Origin of the sequence: Caballeronia sp. AZ7_KS35 (assembly GCF_023631045.1) — a bacterium.
Classification (GTDB): Bacteria; Pseudomonadota; Gammaproteobacteria; order Burkholderiales; family Burkholderiaceae; genus Caballeronia; species Caballeronia zhejiangensis.
On sequence record NZ_JALQDV010000004.1, the window covers coordinates 64123 to 80956 of the forward strand.

17 protein-coding genes are annotated in these 16834 nt (G+C 59.8%); 15 read left to right on the forward strand and 2 right to left on the reverse strand.

Annotated elements, in window-relative coordinates:
* The first annotated feature begins 74 nt into the window (after positions 1 to 74).
* From NCT05_RS08640 to NCT05_RS08690, 11 genes are all read left to right on the forward strand, one after another.
* Complete coding sequence (locus NCT05_RS08640) at positions 75 to 1358, forward strand: MFS transporter (protein ID WP_250502096.1); 1284 nt, start codon at positions 75 to 77, stop codon at positions 1356 to 1358.
* A 38-nt stretch (positions 1359 to 1396) separates the two neighbouring features.
* Positions 1397 to 2257 carry a fumarylacetoacetate hydrolase family protein gene (locus NCT05_RS08645; RefSeq protein ID WP_250502097.1) on the forward strand — a complete coding sequence of 287 codons (861 nt, stop codon included), beginning with the start codon at positions 1397 to 1399 and terminating at the stop codon, positions 2255 to 2257.
* Positions 2258 to 2262: 5 nt separating this feature from the next.
* Positions 2263 to 3066, forward strand: a complete 804-nt coding sequence (gene hpaH / locus NCT05_RS08650; protein ID WP_250502098.1) for a 2-oxo-hept-4-ene-1,7-dioate hydratase — start codon at positions 2263 to 2265, stop codon at positions 3064 to 3066.
* Between the two features lie 15 nt (positions 3067 to 3081).
* Positions 3082 to 3468, forward strand: a complete 387-nt coding sequence (locus tag NCT05_RS08655) for a RidA family protein (protein WP_250502099.1) — start codon at positions 3082 to 3084, stop codon at positions 3466 to 3468.
* A 23-nt stretch (positions 3469 to 3491) separates the two neighbouring features.
* A complete protein-coding gene (locus tag NCT05_RS08660; RefSeq protein ID WP_250502100.1) occupies positions 3492 to 4358 on the forward strand; it encodes an amidohydrolase family protein in 867 nt (288 codons plus the stop codon).
* 15 nt (positions 4359 to 4373) lie between these two features.
* Positions 4374 to 5399 carry an amidohydrolase family protein gene (locus tag NCT05_RS08665; RefSeq protein WP_250502135.1) on the forward strand — a complete coding sequence of 342 codons (1026 nt, stop codon included), beginning with the start codon at positions 4374 to 4376 and terminating at the stop codon, positions 5397 to 5399.
* Between the two features lie 13 nt (positions 5400 to 5412).
* Positions 5413 to 6261 (forward strand): amidohydrolase family protein, encoded by an 849-nt coding sequence (locus tag NCT05_RS08670; RefSeq protein ID WP_250502101.1) that lies wholly within the window; start codon positions 5413 to 5415, stop codon positions 6259 to 6261.
* Between the two features lie 50 nt (positions 6262 to 6311).
* Positions 6312 to 7169: an HpcH/HpaI aldolase family protein gene (locus tag NCT05_RS08675; RefSeq protein ID WP_250502102.1), complete on the forward strand. Its 858-nt coding sequence runs from the start codon at positions 6312 to 6314 to the stop codon at positions 7167 to 7169.
* 81 nt (positions 7170 to 7250) lie between these two features.
* The gene (locus NCT05_RS08680; RefSeq protein WP_250502103.1) at positions 7251 to 8144 is read left to right on the forward strand and encodes a substrate-binding domain-containing protein; all 894 of its coding nucleotides are present in this window, start codon (positions 7251 to 7253) and stop codon (positions 8142 to 8144) included.
* A 251-nt stretch (positions 8145 to 8395) separates the two neighbouring features.
* Entirely contained in the window at positions 8396 to 9415 is a 1020-nt protein-coding gene (locus NCT05_RS08685) for a porin (RefSeq protein ID WP_250502104.1), read from the forward strand.
* 35 nt (positions 9416 to 9450) lie between these two features.
* On the forward strand, positions 9451 to 10758 hold the full coding sequence (locus tag NCT05_RS08690; protein WP_250502105.1) for an MFS transporter: 1308 nt from the start codon (positions 9451 to 9453) through the stop codon (positions 10756 to 10758).
* Between the two features lie 68 nt (positions 10759 to 10826).
* On the opposite strand, the gene NCT05_RS08695 is transcribed toward NCT05_RS08690, so the two are convergent.
* Entirely contained in the window at positions 10827 to 11093 is a 267-nt protein-coding gene (locus NCT05_RS08695) for a DUF4148 domain-containing protein (RefSeq protein ID WP_250502106.1), read from the reverse strand.
* Positions 11094 to 11333: 240 nt separating this feature from the next.
* Between NCT05_RS08695 and NCT05_RS08700 the strand changes: the two genes are divergently transcribed.
* The 3 genes from NCT05_RS08700 to NCT05_RS08710 are packed head-to-tail and all read left to right on the forward strand — an operon-like array spanning position 11334 to position 13386.
* Positions 11334 to 11786: a MarR family winged helix-turn-helix transcriptional regulator gene (locus NCT05_RS08700; protein WP_250502107.1), complete on the forward strand. Its 453-nt coding sequence runs from the start codon at positions 11334 to 11336 to the stop codon at positions 11784 to 11786.
* Between the two features lie 44 nt (positions 11787 to 11830).
* Entirely contained in the window at positions 11831 to 12139 is a 309-nt protein-coding gene (locus tag NCT05_RS08705) for a hypothetical protein (protein WP_250502136.1), read from the forward strand.
* A complete protein-coding gene (locus tag NCT05_RS08710; RefSeq protein ID WP_250502108.1) occupies positions 12136 to 13386 on the forward strand; it encodes an MFS transporter in 1251 nt (416 codons plus the stop codon). Before NCT05_RS08705 ends, NCT05_RS08710 begins: the two co-directional genes overlap by 4 nt.
* A gap of 1125 nt (positions 13387 to 14511) precedes the next feature.
* On the opposite strand, the gene NCT05_RS08715 is transcribed toward NCT05_RS08710, so the two are convergent.
* The gene (locus NCT05_RS08715; RefSeq protein ID WP_250502109.1) at positions 14512 to 15498 is read right to left on the reverse strand and encodes a LysR substrate-binding domain-containing protein; all 987 of its coding nucleotides are present in this window, start codon (positions 15496 to 15498) and stop codon (positions 14512 to 14514) included.
* 158 nt (positions 15499 to 15656) lie between these two features.
* On the opposite strand from NCT05_RS08715, the gene NCT05_RS08720 reads away from it, so the two are divergent.
* On the forward strand, positions 15657 to 16799 hold the full coding sequence (locus NCT05_RS08720; RefSeq protein WP_250502110.1) for a porin: 1143 nt from the start codon (positions 15657 to 15659) through the stop codon (positions 16797 to 16799).
* Positions 16800 to 16834: the final 35 nt, after the last annotated feature.

Genomic DNA, 16834 nt, shown 5'->3' on the forward strand with positions numbered 1-16834 from the left:
AGGAGACACGCATGAACGACACCGCTGTTGCACCGTTTGCCCCTGCGCAACGACTCGGGATCATCGTGTCGTGCATGCTCGGCTTCGCGCTCGATCTCTACGATGTCCTGATCATGCCGTACCTCATGCCGTCGATTAAGCGTTCGATGCACGTCACGCTGGGCGAAGCGGCAAGCGTGACGACGATTACGCTGGTGGGCTCCGTTGTCGGCGGCGGTCTGTTCGGCTGGCTCGGAGACCGCATCGGGCGCAAAGCGGCATTGCAATGGACGCTCGTCGTGTTCGCTCTGGCCTCGGTCGGCTCCGCGTTCGCGTGGAATTTCGCGGCACTCGTCGTCATGCGCTTCATCGTCGGCATCGGCCTGGGCGGTGAATGGGGCGCCGGCATGGTGCTGTTCAACGAGACCTGGAATCCGCAGCGTCGAGGGCTCGGAACCGCGCTCATTCAGGGCTCGGCCACCTTGGCGGGTGCGTGCGCGTCCATCGTCGGCCTCTGGGCGGTTCAGTCCTTCAGCGTCGATTGGGGCTGGCGCGTCGGCTTGCTGACGGGCGGCGCTCCGGTCGTCCTCGCGGTGTTCATCCGTTTCTGGATGCCTGAATCGCGTGCCTGGGAGCAATACGACCGTACCCGACGCGCGGGTCTCGCTCCGCCGCGACAAAACACTTTCGCGGAAATGTTCAGCGGTCGTCTGCGTGCCATCTCGATCACTGCGGGCCTGTGGCTGACGACGTACATGTTCTGCTACTACGCAGTGGTTGTGTTCGTGCCGAGCCTGATGCTCAAGACGCTGCAAACGCCGCCGGACGTCGTGCGTGCGTCGACGGTTACGGCGGCGCTGGTCGGCGGGATCAGCTACATCGTGATGGGCTGGCTTAATGACCGTCTGGGTCGCCGCTTTGGCGCCGTCGCACCGTGTGTGTGCTGGCTGATTGCGCTGAGCATTCTGTTCGTGACGCCAAACGCGCGCTTCACCGGCTCGTATCTCGCTTGGCCGATTTTCTGGTTGCCCATCGTTTTCGCAATCGGCAGCAGCGCACTCGGCGTGTCCGGCGCCTGGCTCTCGGAGTTGTATCCCATTGAAGTGCGCGCAACGGCCGTGTCCACGATCTACATGGCCGGCCGCGCGGCCGGCAGTCTCGCGCCGCTACTCGTTCCGCTTGCAGCGGCCTCGCTGAACGACAGCCTCGCGCACGGCATGTTGATCGCGCTGCCCGCGGCCGCCATTTTCATCGTCCTCTCGTTCGTACTGCCCGAGACGCGCGGGCGTGGTTTGAACGCCGGTGCTGGCGGGAACGTGGCAGGCGGCAATTCACTGGCCAGCGACGAAACCTTGCTTAAGAACGGCCAACGTCGCTAGACACGGCTCCCCACCTAATCGACTATCAGGATTCGGTCATGAAATTACTCCGCTTCACTTTGCGCGATGGCGACGCGCTCCCGCGTGTGGGCGTGCTGCTTGATGACGGCATTGTCGAGATGCGCGAAGTCGCAACGCTCGATGACGTCCTTGCTTCGTCCGATGCGCTCGCTCTCGCGCACCGCGCGATCGACACCGCGGGCGCGTCGCGCGTCTCGCTCGACGACGTGCGTCTGCTTCCGCCCCTCACGGCGCCGCAGAAGATCTGGTGCATCGGCGTGAACTATAAGGAGCGCAACGAGGAGTATCAGGACAATTCGGAGCTCCCGCGCTATCCCAGCCTGTTCGTCCGGAACGTGGGCTCTTTCGTCGGACACGACGATGCGCTGATTCGCCCGCGCGTCTCCGAGCAACTCGACTACGAAGGCGAACTCGTGCTGGTGATCGGCAAAGCCGGACGCCATATTCCGCGAGAGCGTGCTTTCGAACATATCGCAGGCATGACGCTCGCCAATGAAGGTTCGGTGCGCGACTGGCTCAAACACGGCAAGTTCAACGTCACTCAAGGCAAGAACTTCGATGCGTCGGGCAGTCTCGGTCCTTGGGTCGTGACCGCTGATGAATGTGATCCGGCGGCTGAACATGCGATTCAAACACGCGTGAATGGCGAGCTTCGTCAGAACGATACGACCGCGCGCCTCATGTTTCCGTTCGATGCACTGATCGCGTACCTGAGCACCTTTGCCACGCTCCAACCGGGTGACCTGATTCTTACTGGCACGCCGACCGGAACGGGGTGGCGCCAGGATCCGCCGAGCTGGCTCAAGCCCGGTGACGTGGTTGAGATCTCGTCGCCCGGTATGGGCACCCTTCGAAACACCGTGGCTCAGGAGGCGTGATCGCCATGCTCGCACCCGAAATCATTAGCCGTCTGGCCCAATCGCTCGAAGAGTCGGAGCGCAGCCGCAAGCCCATCGATATCTTCTCGCACGCTCACCCGGACATCACCATCGACGATGCCTACGCCATCCAAGCTGAATGGATGCGCATAAAGCGCGATAACGGACGCGCGGTGATCGGCCACAAGATCGGCCTGACCTCAAAGGCGATGCAGGAAGCCGTAGGAATCGACGAACCCGACTTCGGCGTGTTGCTCGACGACATGCTGGAGTACGACGGCGCAACCATCGATACCTCGCGCTTCCGTCAGCCGCGTATCGAAGTGGAGTTGGCGTTCATTCTCGACGAGCCGCTGTCCGGCCCCGGTTGTACGTTGTTCGACGTGCTCGATGCCACGCGCTATGTCGTGCCCGCATTGGAAATTCTTGATGCACGTCTGCATCGAGTCGATCCGGTGACCAAGAGAGGGCGCAAGGTCATGGACACGATTGCGGACAACGCCGCAAATGCCGCGCTCGTGCTCGGCGCACGGCCTTTCAAAGTACACGATTTCGATCTGCGCTGGGTCTCTGCACTGTTGTACAGCAACGGCAGCATCAGCGAGACAGGTGTGGCCGCGGGCGTACTCGGACATCCGGCACTCGGCGTGGCATGGCTCGCCAACCGGCTTGCCGAACACGGCCAAATGCTCGCCGAAGGCGAGATCGTCCTTGCCGGTTCGTTCACGCGAATGATCGATGTCGCGGCGGGCGATGTGATTCACGCGGACTACGGTCCGTGCGGCTCGATCTCGTGCCGCTTCATTTGACGGGGAGAGGAAAAGATGGCCCGCCGCAAAAGCATCTACATACCCGGCTTCAAACACAAGAATCCAATTCCGAACGCATGCGTGATCGATGGCGTGTTGACGTCGGGAATCATCCTGGGAATCGATCCGGTCACGGGCGAGATCCCTTCGGAAATCCAGGCGCAGTGCGCGAACATGTTCGGTCATGTCCTGGCGATCGTCGAAGCCGCCGGGGGCACACCGGACGACATCGTCAAGATGACAGTCTGGCTGCGCGACCCTTCTCAGCGGCAACCCGTGAATGACGAATGGGTACGGCTCTTTCCCGATCACGACGACCGGCCTGCGCGTCATGCGCTGCCGCTGACGGCTGAAGGACCATCGCTCGTGCAATGCGACGTGATGGCAGTTTTGCCCCGTTAAATCACCGGATTCCAGGACGCTAAATGCAAGAGTATTTCCCATTCGATCCCGAGCCGCGCACGCCGTCAAAGATGCCGCCGCCGCTCGCGTGCGACAGTCAGTTTCACGTTTTCGGTCCTGCCGAACGCTATCCGGTGCTGCCGGGCGCGGCCTACGAAATGCCGAGCGCCACCATCGAACGCGCACTGCATCTGCATTCGGTTCTGGGCTTCACGCGCGGTGTGATCGTGCAGGCCACCACGTATGGCGCGGATCATCAGATCGTGCTGGATGGACTGGCGCTTGCTGGACCCAACTATCGCGGCTGCGCGAACGCGGTCGTGCTTAAGGAGCGTGACGATGCCTACATCGAGAAGCTGCACGCCGCGGGTGTGCGTGGCGCGCGCTTCTCCCGCGCCGGGCTCGGGCCGTCGATGGACGAGAAAGACATCGAACGGGCGCTGGCGCGAGTGAGGGATCTCGGCTGGTATGTAAAAGTTCAGCCGGAGCCCGGTGGCATCGCGTCGACCATTGCGCCTTTCCGCAAGTTGAGCGTGCCCCTGGTGATCGATCACATGGGCCGTCCGGACCCGCAAGCAGGCGATGCCGATCCCTCGTTGAACGTGGTTCTGGAGATGCTCTCGGAAGGCAACACTTGGACGATGCTTTCGCTCGGCGAGAAAATCACGAAGACAGGTCGTCCCTGGGACGATGTGCTGCCGATTGCGCATAAGCTCGTCGAGGCGGCGCCGAATCGATGCATCTACGGCACGGATTGGCCGCATCCCGTCTCGCCGAAGCAGCCGCCGAACGACGCCGACTTGCTCGAACTGCTCTATCGATACGTTCCCGACGACGCGACGCTCAAGCGTGTGCTGGTCGACAACCCGGCCGAACTGTTCGGATTCTGATTCAAGGAAGAGATGATGATCATCGATTGCCACGGTCACTTCACGACTGTGCCCGCGTCCTTCAAGAACTGGCGCGCGAAGCAGGTCGAACACGCGAACGATCCGGCCAACGCGCCGTCGCGCGACGAAGCGCGCGTCAGCGATGACGAGCTACGCGATGCCATCGTGAATGGCCAGCTGAAGCTGCAACGCGAGCGGGGCAGCGACCTCACGCTGTTTTCGCCCATTGCCGGTTTGATGAGCCACCATCTCGGCAACGAGCGCACCAGCCTCGAATGGGCCGAGTTGTCCAATGACCTCGTGCATCGCGTGGCCGAATTGTTTCCGGATAACTTTGCGCCGGTCTGCCAGTTGCCGCAATCGCCGGGCGCGGCGCCCGTGAACTCGGTTCCGGAGTTGCGACGCTGCGTGGAGCAACTAGGCTTTGTCGGATGCAACCTGAATCCTGATCCGAGCGGCGGATACTGGACGGGCAAGCCGATGACGGACCGCGAGTGGTATCCGGTCTATGAAGCGCTCGTGGACCTGGAAGTGCCGGCGATGATCCATGTGGCGTCTTCCTGTAACCCGTGTTTTCACGGCACTGGCGCGCATTACCTGAATGGGGACACGTCCGTGTTCATGCAGATTCTTCAGTCGGACCTCTTCAAGGACTTCCCCACATTGCGCCTCGTGATTCCGCACGGTGGTGGCGCGGTGCCTTATCACTGGGGACGCTATCGAGGCATGTCGCTGGAGATGCGGGAGCGCCCGCTGGAAGGTCTGCTCGGCAACATCTTCTTTGATTCGTGTGTTTATCACCAGCCCGGTGTGGAACTGCTGACGAAAGTCATTCCATCCGACAACGTGCTGTTCGGATCGGAAATGATCGGCGCGGTGCGTGGCCGCGATCCGGCCACCGGCCAGTACTTCGACGATACCAAACGCTATATCGACGCCTGCCCCGCGCTGACCGATGAAGACCGCTTCAAGATTTTCGAAGGTAACGTGCGGCGTGTCTATCCGCGTCTGGACAAGCGCCTCATGGCGCGCGGCAATTAAGGCGGAACGTACCATGTCACAGATCATCGATATCCATCCGCACATCATCTCCGACGACGAAAGCAGTTATCCGCCGGCACCGTTGTTCGGAAAGCGCTCGGAGTGGTCGAAGGAGCGGCCGACGACCGTCGAGACGCTGATTGAGCAGATGGATCGAGCGGGCGTTGCAAAGGCGGCGGTGGTTCATTCGTCGACGACATACGGCTTCGATAACAGCTATGTGGTCGATGGTTGTGCCCGCTATCCCGACCGGCTCGTTGCGGTGGGTTCGGTGGACGTTCTGCGGCCGGACGCGCCCGACACGATCCGGAGTTGGGTAGAGCGGGGGCTCGTCGGCCTGCGTCTCTTCACGGGCGGCAGCACGCAGGCCTTCGATGCGAGCCTGCTCGAAGATACCCGTGCTTATCCCTCGTGGGAACTTTGTTCCGAACTCAGATTGCCAATGTGCATCACAACGAGCGCCGCCGGACTGGCACAGGTCAAGGCACTCGCCAAACGCTTTCCCGATGTCGCTATCGTCATCGATCACATGGCACGCCCGAATCTCAAGGACGGTGCTCCCTATCGCAACGCTCACGACTTCTTCGAGTTGGCGTCTCTCGACAACGTGTATCTCAAGCTGACGCCGAAGAACTGTGAGGACGCTCAGTCGGGATCGGCGACCGCCGAGACGTTCTTTCCAAAACTGATCGATGCGTTCGGCGCACAGCGTCTGGCATGGGGTTCGAACTATCCGACCTCGCCCGGCACGCTGGGCGACATTCTTCGCACCATGCAGAAGAGCCTGAACTGCATCAGCGCCGAAGATCAGGATTGGATATTCGGCAAAACGGCGTCGCGGCTCTATCCCGCGCTTGGTTGAGTGCGGCTTGCCCCTTTGGAACTGACAGTTTTAACGCAAGGACATGAATCATGAGCGGCGTTCGACTTAATAGCATCATCCGTGCATTCGAATCCGGTAAGCCAGCACTGACCGCATTCTCGAAGCTCGACAAGCAAACGGCCATCGAGATGAGCGATGCGCCCTATGACGGCATCGTGTTCGAGATGGAGCACAACCCGTACGACGTTTCGGCGCTCGGCGACGCACTCCAATACATGCTGAACCGAAAGGAGATCGCCTCGTCCGGATCGCTCTCGCCTCGCGTCACTCCCATTGCGCGCATTCCGTCGAACGGCGCGGAGATGAATCAGGCATTCGCCAAGCAAGTGCTCGACCGCGGCTGCTACGGCGTGGTGTGGCCGCATGTTTCGACGGTCGAGCAGGCGTACAACGCAGTGGCATCGTGTCGATACGCGAGGCCGAAGAGTGCACCGCTATACGAACCGAAGGGCGTACGCGGCGACGGTCCGGGAACGGCCGCGCGGTACTGGGGCCTCAACATGGCCGACTATTACGCAAAGGCAGACGTCTGGCCGCTTGCGCCGCACGGAGAGATTCTCGTCGGCTTGATGTGCGAGAGCGTCGAGGCAATCGAAAACCTGGACGACATCCTTGCGAACGTTCCCGGCATCGGGCTCATTCTGATCGGCGAAGGTGACCTTAGCCAGCAGCTTGGCTACCCGCGTCTGTACGAACATCCCGAAGTGCTCGGCGCAATGGCCAAGATCGTCGAGACGTGCAAAAAGCATGGTGTCGTTGTCGGGCATCCGCATGTCACGTCGAAGAATCACGAGAGAGTCCTGAAGGAAGGCTTTGGCTTTCTGATGTCGGCGCCTTCGCGGACTTACGGCGTCGTCAGCGAGACGCGCGAACTCGCCGGCTATTGACGAGTGGCGGTCGCAATTTATTCGCTTGTTTAGCTGTCGCCGCTCCGCGCGCGTACATTCAGAGGTATTAAGGAAGTCCACATGTCATCGAACCAGAAAGTGCCGACCCTGCGTGTCAACCTGGACGTACATCCCGTAACGAAGGCGATGCGGGACGGTCGAGTCACGTCGGATCTCGTGAGCCTGGAGTACTGCGGGCCGACCCCCGCACACAACGGTTTCAAGGCGATGTTGCGCGAGAACAGATTCGATGCCGGCGAACTTGCGATCGTCACCTTCCTTCAGGCGAAGGCTTACGGCAAGCCCTACGTGCTGTTGCCGGCGCCCATTCTCGGGCGGCTTCAACACCACTGTGCGGTGTACAACTCGTCGTTCGGCGAACTTGCGCCAAAAGACATCGAAGGAAAGCAGGTCGGCGTGCGCTCTTATGCTCAAACAACGGGCCTGTGGGTCAGGGGCGTTCTTCAGCACGAGTACGGTGTCGAGCTCGACAAGGTTCATTGGGTGACGCTCGAAGACGGGCATGTTGCCGAGTACGTCGACCCCGCCGGTTGCGAGCGTTTGCCTCATGGGACATCGATCGCGCAGCGCATGCTGGACGGCGATCTGGCAGCGGCACTGCTCGGAGCGCCGGACATGCCGAAGGATCAGAACGTCCGCACGCTCATTCCCGACGCTCACGCCGCAGCAGAGGCCTGGTTCGCTCGCGAGGGCGTCGTGCCAATCAACCACATGTTCGTCGTGCATGAAGACCTGTCCCGGCGGCATCCCGAGATCGTGCGGGACATTTACCGGATGATCGTGGAAAGCCGTGAACTCGCGGAAGGTCTTCCGTCGATTTTTCCGCCGATAGGGCTGGAGGCGAATCGGAAGAATCTTCAGCTGGCTATCGATTGGTCGGTCGAACAAAAGATTATCCCGCACCGCTTGAGTGTGGATGAACTGTTCGATGACGTGACGGGAGCTTTGGGCTGAGCCGTAACGCGAGCCCCGGCGACGGGGCCCGCAGCGAATGAAACAAAGTCGGGACGCGTGGGCGTTCTTACCTAAATTAGCAATACATAACAATAGCATTCTGGAGACGGCGATGAGGAAAACGAGAGTTTGATCAGGCGTTGTCGAGTGAACAGCTGAACCTGATATTGCTTGCGCGGAAAGCGAGATGTGCCATCGGCCGCAACGATTTCCGCGTAACTCAACGAACCAAAACTATAGGAAGCACGGAGATGATTGAACGTATTTCGTTGGCGCTGGCTTTGGGATCGATTGCCGGTGCCGCATGCGCACAATCGAGCGTGACGCTCTCGGGCGTTCTCGACGGCGGCATCCGTTACACGGACTCGAAAGCAGGCGCGACCTGGTCGACCAATAATCGTGGATGGTACAGCTCGAATCGCGTCATATTCACGGGCACGGAGGACTTGGGCTCGGGCTGGGCAACGTTCTTCCGGTTGGAAACAGGTTTCTTTTTGGCCAGTGGGGCGCTGGACAATACGAACGATGTGCTGTTTAACCGAGCCTCGTACATCGGGGTCCGCGGCCCTTACGGTACGGTGATCGCGGGCCGTCAGTTCACTATCGCGCACGATGTCGCGTATGACTATGACCCGTTCAATCTTCTCTATCCGACGCTGATTCCCGTTTCTGGTGCGTCAGCCGGATTCCGTGTCAGTAACGACGTCAAATACATTGCGAAGATCGGTGGTCTCGATGTGCGCGCCGAGAACTCGTTCGGAGGCGTGGCCGGCAACTTCAACGCAGCCGCAATGCGAGGAGTGGGCCTTCAGTACAAGTGGAACTGGCTCAAAGTCGGCGGCGCATACGAATATCGCGACCTGCAACAGGGAACGACCAACGTTTATCGACCCAACAACTATTACACGTTCGGCGCCGAGTTGACCTTCGGGGCGCTGCGCCTTGCTGGTGGTTATATGAACGAGAACCAGACACAAGTCAGCCCGACCTCCGATGTACGAACCCTCAATTACTGGGGAGGTGCAACCTACGATCTACGTCCTGATATTCGTGTGGGGGCGGCATATTACATTACGGACCTGCCGAATCAAAGTGGAAAGCGCAGCCTGGGTGTGGGCAGCGTTACGTACGCACTCTCGAAGAGAACGCTGTTGTACGCCGAAGTCGACTACACCAAGTATGGCGGGAGCTACATCACGAACACGTCGTTGAATTCGCAAAAGATTCCGCATCAGATCGGTGCTGCGGTGGGTATCAACCACGCCTTCTGAGATTGCGAAAAAACTGGCCTGGGAAAGAAACTTGCATGAAGACGGGAGAAGGCATGAACAGGAATCTGGAGATGACTGGCAGTAGTCAAGAGACGCGTTCTGCGGTGGACAGGCCTTGGGCCATACTTTTATTGCTCACGGTCGGGTGGATGATCTCGTTCATCGATCGTACGAGCTTGTCTTCTGCGATGGCGGACAAAGCCTTCATCCAGGAGTTCGCTCTTACGAGCGTTCAGCGAGGCTGGCTAGGTTCGGCGATTTTCTGGTCCTATGCCTTGCTCCAGTTGCCCATGGGGTGGGTGGTCGATCGCTACGGTGTCAAGTGGCCCTACACGATCTGCTTCGCGCTTTGGTGCCTTGCAGCGGCGGCAACCAGTGTGACTCACTCGCTTTCAGCCCTGATCGTGGTGCGCCTGTTGATCGGAGCGAGCGAAGCGGTGGTGCTTCCGGCCAGCTATCGCTTCATTGCGAACAGCTTCGACGAATCGCGCAAGGGAACTGCGACGGGCATCTTTTCTTTAGGCGGGAAGGTCGGCCCCGCGATCGGTGCGGCTGTAGCTGCGTGGTTGATCGTCGTGTACTCGTGGAAGGCGATGTTCGTGATTACAGGATTGCTGGGCTTGATCTGGTTGCTGCCGTGGCTTGCCATGGCCAAGAACGACTTTCCGACGAAGGATCAGCTCGCAGCCGCGAAGCGTCGTGCGACCAGCGTTCCGCTTCGCAATCTGCTTGCGAGCCCGGTAGTCTGGGGCGGCTTCATCATGACGTTCAGCTACAGCTATTTCGTGTTTTACTGCGCGACCTGGATGCCGTCCTATCTCGTCGAACAGCGCGGGCTGTCTTTGATGAAGTCCGGCGTGTTGACGTTCATCAGCTTCATTTGTGTCGCAGTGGTAGCGGTCTCGGCCGGGTGGGTCGCGGATCGCATCATCGCGCGGGGCAAGGATACGCTCATCGTGCGGAAGGCCTTTGTGGTAGCGGGCGCGCTGGGTGGCATGACAGTGATCTTCGGGGCGTATGCCGACTCGCAAGCGATGGCGCTGTTCTGGAATGTCGCGTCGCTTTCGTTGGCCGGATTGGCGACAGCGAATAATCTGGCCTTGTCCAAGCTGACCTTGATCCCTAAGCCCGCGATTGGATTGAACACTGGTTTGCTGACGGTTGCCACGAGCCTCGCAGGCGGTGTCTCGGCCAGTTTGTGTGGATGGCTGCTGCACGTTGGCGGCAGCTACACGTTGCCGATGCTCTCGGTTTGCGTGTTTCTTTTCATCGGCGCAGCAAGCGCTGTGATCTTGATGCGGCGCGAGTGGGCGCCCAAGATCAATGTGGGATCTGTCGGTTGATCTGGATGAAACGCGCGCGGATAGCGTTTGATAGTTGCCCTACCTGCGCGCGTTCGACTCACGGTAACTCACTGTGAACGTCCCGCCTGTACAGTGCCTTCGATCTCGGGACCGTACGCCCCATCAGTGGTCTGCTTTTTCGACAGCGTTGCTTCAGCCTGCTGCAGGCGTCGTGGATAAAGCGGATCGTTCACCAGCGGGCTGTAGCCCGCCTTCTCCAACTGCACGAGATGTTCTTGCGCTTGAGCATGAGCGAGAGGCGCGCTCGCCTCCGCCCGTGCGAGAGCGGGGATCGCGAGGACAAGGGGCACGATAAGTTTGGCGATTGAGAGCATGTGTGGATCCTGGCGGAAGGGTCATCTGTGTTTAAATCGTTGAAGCTAGTGTAGGTGAAAACCCGATACGGGAATACGCGTATCTCGCATGAGATTCATACAATGTCCGTCCTTCGGACTTTTTCGTGCGATGGCCCTGGATCAGACTCGAAACCGCGAAGATTGAGCCCGTAGACACCATGAGCGCTGCACATAGGAAGAAAACTTATCAGTTAACTTTCTATATGCTAATCTGCGTGAATGAAGAAGAAGCTCCTTTCTACGACGGACCTGGCCGACGATCTCGCGTCGGATGTCCGTTCTGTCGTTTCCAGGCTGAAGCGCAATCTGCGCGCTCAGTCCTCGATCCATGGCGATCTGACCGCTACGCAAATTGCCGTGCTGATGCGTTTAAAGCGCGGCGGACCGGCATCGACGTCGGAACTGGCGCGCGCCGAAGGCATCCGCGCGCAATCCATGGGAACCGCTATCACGCCGCTGGAGGATGCGGGGCTCGTCGTCGGGACGCCCGATCCTGCCGACGGCCGCCGAATCATCCTGTCACTGACCGACGCATGCCATGCACTGATCACCGAAGTGCAGAGCGCGCGGCAGGACTGGTTGTCGCGAACCATTCGCGCGCGGTTGTCATCCGTCGAACAGCAGCAACTTGCTGCCGCGATGGAGCTGCTCAAGCGACTCGTCGAAGAGTGAGTGGCTTGATCGTGTCGAACCGCTCAACGTGGAGGCACCCAAGAATGAATTGGCTTCACTTCGTGTCATGGTTTTTCGGCGGAGCGCTGTTGAGCAACGCGATTCCGCATCTCATTAGCGGGGTGAAGGGCGAGCCTTTTCAGACGCCGTTTGCCAACCCGCCGGGCGAAGGACTCTCGTCGTCCACGGTCAACCTCGTTGGAAGTTACGCGCTGGTCTGCCATGTCGGCGATTTCGATCTTCGACGCATGCAGGATGCGCTCGCACTCGCGCTCGGCATGCTCGCGATGGGCCTGTTCGCGGCCCGGCACTTTGGCCGCTTTCATGGTGGCCGGATGAAAGAGCGCTCATGATCGCGCGCGTATTTCGTTCCTTCAGTTCGCTGCGGATTTTCAATTACCGCTTGTGGGCGACGGGTGCGCTCGTTTCGAACATCGGTACTTGGATGCAGCGCACGGCGCAGGACTGGCTCGTGCTGACGCAACTGACGCATCACAACGCATCTGCGGTCGGCACGGTCATGGCTCTGCAGTTCGGGCCGCAGCTTCTGCTCCTGCCGTGGACGGGCTTCGCGGCGGACCACTATAACCAGCGCAAGCTCTTGATGGCCACGCAGGCGACGATGGGCGCGCTCGCCTTGGCGCTTGGCGTACTCACAATCACCGGCGTCGTCGAGCTATGGCATGTCTATGTGTTCGCGTTTCTATTCGGATGCGCATCGGCGTTCGACGGGCCAGTGCGTCAGACCTTCGTCGGCTCGCTCGTCGGCGATGCTGACTTGCACAACGCGGTCGCGCTCAACTCCACGTCGTTCAACGCTGGCAGGATGATCGGACCGGCGGTTGCTGGAATCGTGATCGGCTCGGTCGGCACGGGTTGGGCCTTCCTGATCAACGGCATCAGCTTTCTGGCCGTGCTGGTTTCGATGTCGATGTTCCGTCTGTCGGAGCTGCGTGAGAGTGCGCGAGCGCATCGTTCCCGCAAGGGCATGACCGAAGGGTTCCGCTATGTGTGGTCCCGGCCCGATCTCAAGGCGAATCTGATCATGCTATTCCTGATCGGGACATTCGGCCTGAACTTCCCGATCTTCATTTCGACGATGGCCGTAGGCGTTTTCCAAGCGGACGCACGAGGCTACGGCCTCCTGTCGTCAACCATGGCGATCGGCACGATGTCGGGCGCATTCCTCGCCGCCGGCCGCGAAAAGCCCAGCTTCACGACCCTCTTGATCGGCGCGGCGATTTTCGGGCTGGGCTGCGCACTGGCAGCCATCGCTCCGACGTACTGGATGTTCGCCGGTGCACTAGTCGTTATCGGGATTGCCGCGTTGACATTCACCAATACGAGCAACAGCCTGATGCAAATCTCGACCGAACCCGCCATGCGCGGACGCGTGATGGCGCTGCGTCTGGGCATCGCATTGGGCGGCACACCTATCGGCGCTCCGATCGTGGGGTGGGTCGCCAATGATTTTGGTCCTCGCTGGGCGCTGGGGATCGGCGCGGCGTCGGGACTTGTTGCAGCAGCGACCGGCGTTTATGTGCTGCGCCGTTGGGTTATCGAACCGGCCCGCGTCAGCAGTTGCGTAAGGGACGATTGAAATCCGTTCCTTGAACCATGATTGTTTTCAACAGTCCGACGAAGTGCCACGATTGATTACGGCAGGCGACGCAAAGCGCTAGACCGCTCTTTTTCCCGGCCTACGGCACTGGCTCGCGTGCCGGCGAAGTGGCCGCACTCAAGGGGTCGACATCGATAGCGACGGATGACGCTGCGCGTCGAACAAGGAACGGGCGATAAGCATCCCTACGCCATGTTCTCGCCAGTGCTACCACAGCGTTTTGCATGTCAGGTGGCTTGTGGCCCGCTCACGGGGCAAGATGCCCGGCGACGGACAGTTGTTTCCAGAACTCGATGCTCGACCGCTGAATCCTCGGCAACTGAATCGCGCGACTCGGGCGGTTGCCGAAGCCGCACGGCTCGACGAGCGCTTATCGAAGCATACGCTTCGCCGCGGTTCGCCACGCACCTACTCGAGCAGAAGGCGGACACTCTCGTTTTCAGGTTCTGCTCGACTAGGGGAAGCTGTTACCGGGGGCGATCTACGCCCTTGTCTTCATCGACTTGTTGCAAGAAGTCGTCAGTTCGGCTGGAACGCCTGCGCATCGAGAACTGAGGCCAGGTCGGAGGCAGTGCCGCAGTTCGCCGACATCTTCCGCGTCTGCAGGCAACTTCCCGACGGACAGTAGTGTTGAACCTGCGACAACTGAGCCGTATGTCGACCATCTAACAGTGCCGCAGCGCCGCGCTGGGCGAGCTTTTGCTGCGCTATTCAACTGCACGCGAACCTTCATCGCGCAAAGCTGCTGTCGGAATCGCCATTGTCAGAAGTGCAGGCCATCGCGCACCGTTAATTCGGGGTGCCGCGATGTCGGCGATAAATCTTCTCTCATGATCGTGCTCGCGAAGCCCACACATTTGTAAAAACGAGCGTTTGCAGATTGCCGAACGCAATACCGAAGGTTGGAAGAACAGTGCCCCCGATACCGCATCCTCTTTCCCCAGTACGACGGGCCGAGGCGCCGGGGCGGGGCACATATCCCGGAAGTCTGAGCGAGAGCTTGTCGGTAAACGTGCTGTGAGCTTATCGCGTGAAAACGAGAATGTGAAGACGGGAGCCGCGAAGACAGTCTGACCCTGTGCAGCGGGCGTGCTGGCTCAGGCCTTATTCCTCTGCTGTCCTCTGCCGGTCCGTCCTGGCGTCTCGGCTCATCTCCGCCGCGATTTGCTCCAGACACTCGATCATCAATTGAGCGGCCGGACTGAGCGGACGGTTCCGGTTCCATAGTACGCCGGCAGAACGCAGCATGCGCGGTAATTCAAGCGGAAGCACCTTGAGCGGCTGTGATTTGTCGCTAGCCGCCGCCCGTGCCATCACCGATATTGCGTCGGTCAGGTAAAGGTACGCCCGCGTTAAATGGATGGACTGCGTTTCGATGTAATTCTTGTCGAGTTCGATACCGTTTTGAACCAGCCAGCGCTCGAGCGGCTCGCGCATCTGCGAAACAGGCGGCGGCAGCACCCACGGGAAGCGGTTGAGATCCGACCACTGCAAACGCTTGCGCAGCGCCAGCGGATGCGTAGGGCTGGTGACCACTAGCAATTGCTCCTCCAGAAGGGCCTTCTCTTCAAACCCGCTGGACGGCCGATGAGACTCTAGCCGGCCCACGACGAGATCGATCTTACCTTCCCAAAGCTGCGGCAGCAGAACGGGCGACGTGCTTTCGATCACTTGGGCATTCGTGCCGGGCGAACGCTGCTTGAGCAACGCCAGTGCCCGAGGGAGCAGCACCGAGCTGGATGCCGGATAAACTCCGATGTTCACTTTCCCGCCCGTGCCCGAGCTCAAGGCGTTGAGTTCGTCGCGCACCTGTTGAAGGTCGGTCAGCATGCTGCGGGCGTGCCGAATCAGGCATTCGCCATAGACAGTGGGCCGCAGCCCTTGCTGCGTCCGCGTGAACAGTTCGAGCCCGAGGCCCTTTTCGAGTTCGGCCAGCGCCCTTGACACTGCCGGCAAGGTGACGTGAGTCGCCTCGGCGACCTTCTTCAGATTGCCAAGATCGTCGATTGCAACGAGCAGCCGGAGGTTGCGGGACTTGAGATTGAGTTGCAGATACCAGTCGAGCTGAGTAGGCACGGTTAACCAGATCATTAATTGGTGCGTTGAGTTTACTCAATCGACGCCACTTGTCACAACTGGAAGAATGCATCGCACTGGCCGGGCTGACGAAAACAGCCGGCAAGAAAAAAGGCGCTCCTCATCCGCGATGACTGAACGCCGCTAAAACGATCCCAATGAGGAGACACCGTATGCCCCGATCCGTAAGCCTTGCGCGCCAACCGATCACGCCGCCGTTCATGAAGAAGAGCCTGATTGCGGCCATATCGGTCATTATGGCTTCCACCGCTTGCGCGCAAAGTTCCGTCACCCTATATGGCACCCTCGACGCCGGCCTGCTGTATCAGAGCAAGAACGGCGGACCGGGCGGAGGAGGCAAAAGCGACCACAGTCTCGTGATGTTCAACGGCTCAGGAAATCAGTCGGCGAACTTCTTCGGGCTGCTCGGCACCGAAGATCTGGGCGGTGGTTGGAAAGCAGGTTTCAACCTACAGGGACAGTTCGATATTGGCAGCGGTGCATTGCAATCGAGCAGTTCGCTATTCAGCCAGAAGGCGAACATATTTCTCGAAAACCCCTATGGACGTCTCACGCTGGGTAAGCAAATTGATCCCGCATATGTCGCGCTGGTCAGAGTCGATCCGCTCGAATACAGTCAGTCGTTCAGCGCTGCGGGGCCGTGGTATCTCCTCGAGGGGAAGAACGCCGTGCCCGCGCAGACCGTGTGGGAAAGCAACTCCGCAAGCTATTCGTACAAAGGCCACGATTTCTCCGCCAGCGCGCTGTACCGATTTGGCAACGCGCCGGGAAGCCTTTCGCAAGGCAGGGCGATCTCAACGGGCGTTTCTTACGACAACGGCACGGTACTTGGCGCCGCGAGCTTTCTCACTCAGAACGACTCGACCGGCAGGCGAGATCTGAGAATCTGGGCCTTGGGTGCGGGTTACCGGATCGGCGATTTTATCATTCGGGGCGTTTATGAAGATTTCGACCTGCCGCAAGGCAATTCGGATGTGGTAATCGGAGCGACGCCGCGGTCTCATGTGATCATGACCGGCGGTGGCGTCACATGGAAAATCACGCCCGCGAACTCGCTCACTGCCGCCTACTACTTCTCCGAAAATAGAATGGACACCACCAATGCAACGTCGAGCTATGTGCTCAACGACGACTACTGGTTGAGCCGGCGGACGAAACTGTATGCCTTCGTCGGTCTGATGGCGTCGAAGAAAGGAGCGAACGGACTCACGAATGTGATCACCGCCGCACATACAAGCGGTTATCCCGGAGCGAACACCAATGTTGTCGGTCTCGGTATCCAGCACAAGTTTTGATTTGTTCGAGCAGGATCTTCACGGTTAGCAAAAAT

Coding starts and splice junctions, on each gene's coding strand:
- NCT05_RS08640 (WP_250502096.1), top strand. CDS start 75: ATGCTCGGCTTCGCGCTCGATCTCTACGATGTCCTGATCATGCCGTAC.
- NCT05_RS08645 (WP_250502097.1), top strand. CDS start 1,397: ATGAAATTACTCCGCTTCACTTTGCGCGATGGCGACGCGCTCCCGCGT.
- hpaH (WP_250502098.1), top strand. CDS start 2,263: ATGCTCGCACCCGAAATCATTAGCCGTCTGGCCCAATCGCTCGAAGAG.
- NCT05_RS08655 (WP_250502099.1), top strand. CDS start 3,082: ATGGCCCGCCGCAAAAGCATCTACATACCCGGCTTCAAACACAAGAAT.
- NCT05_RS08660 (WP_250502100.1), top strand. CDS start 3,492: ATGCAAGAGTATTTCCCATTCGATCCCGAGCCGCGCACGCCGTCAAAG.
- NCT05_RS08665 (WP_250502135.1), top strand. CDS start 4,374: ATGATCATCGATTGCCACGGTCACTTCACGACTGTGCCCGCGTCCTTC.
- NCT05_RS08670 (WP_250502101.1), top strand. CDS start 5,413: ATGTCACAGATCATCGATATCCATCCGCACATCATCTCCGACGACGAA.
- NCT05_RS08675 (WP_250502102.1), top strand. CDS start 6,312: ATGAGCGGCGTTCGACTTAATAGCATCATCCGTGCATTCGAATCCGGT.
- NCT05_RS08680 (WP_250502103.1), top strand. CDS start 7,251: ATGTCATCGAACCAGAAAGTGCCGACCCTGCGTGTCAACCTGGACGTA.
- NCT05_RS08685 (WP_250502104.1), top strand. CDS start 8,396: ATGATTGAACGTATTTCGTTGGCGCTGGCTTTGGGATCGATTGCCGGT.
- NCT05_RS08690 (WP_250502105.1), top strand. CDS start 9,451: ATGAAGACGGGAGAAGGCATGAACAGGAATCTGGAGATGACTGGCAGT.
- NCT05_RS08695 (WP_250502106.1), bottom strand. CDS start 11,093: ATGCTCTCAATCGCCAAACTTATCGTGCCCCTTGTCCTCGCGATCCCC.
- NCT05_RS08700 (WP_250502107.1), top strand. CDS start 11,334: ATGAAGAAGAAGCTCCTTTCTACGACGGACCTGGCCGACGATCTCGCG.
- NCT05_RS08705 (WP_250502136.1), top strand. CDS start 11,831: ATGAATTGGCTTCACTTCGTGTCATGGTTTTTCGGCGGAGCGCTGTTG.
- NCT05_RS08710 (WP_250502108.1), top strand. CDS start 12,136: ATGATCGCGCGCGTATTTCGTTCCTTCAGTTCGCTGCGGATTTTCAAT.
- NCT05_RS08715 (WP_250502109.1), bottom strand. CDS start 15,498: ATGATCTGGTTAACCGTGCCTACTCAGCTCGACTGGTATCTGCAACTC.
- NCT05_RS08720 (WP_250502110.1), top strand. CDS start 15,657: ATGCCCCGATCCGTAAGCCTTGCGCGCCAACCGATCACGCCGCCGTTC.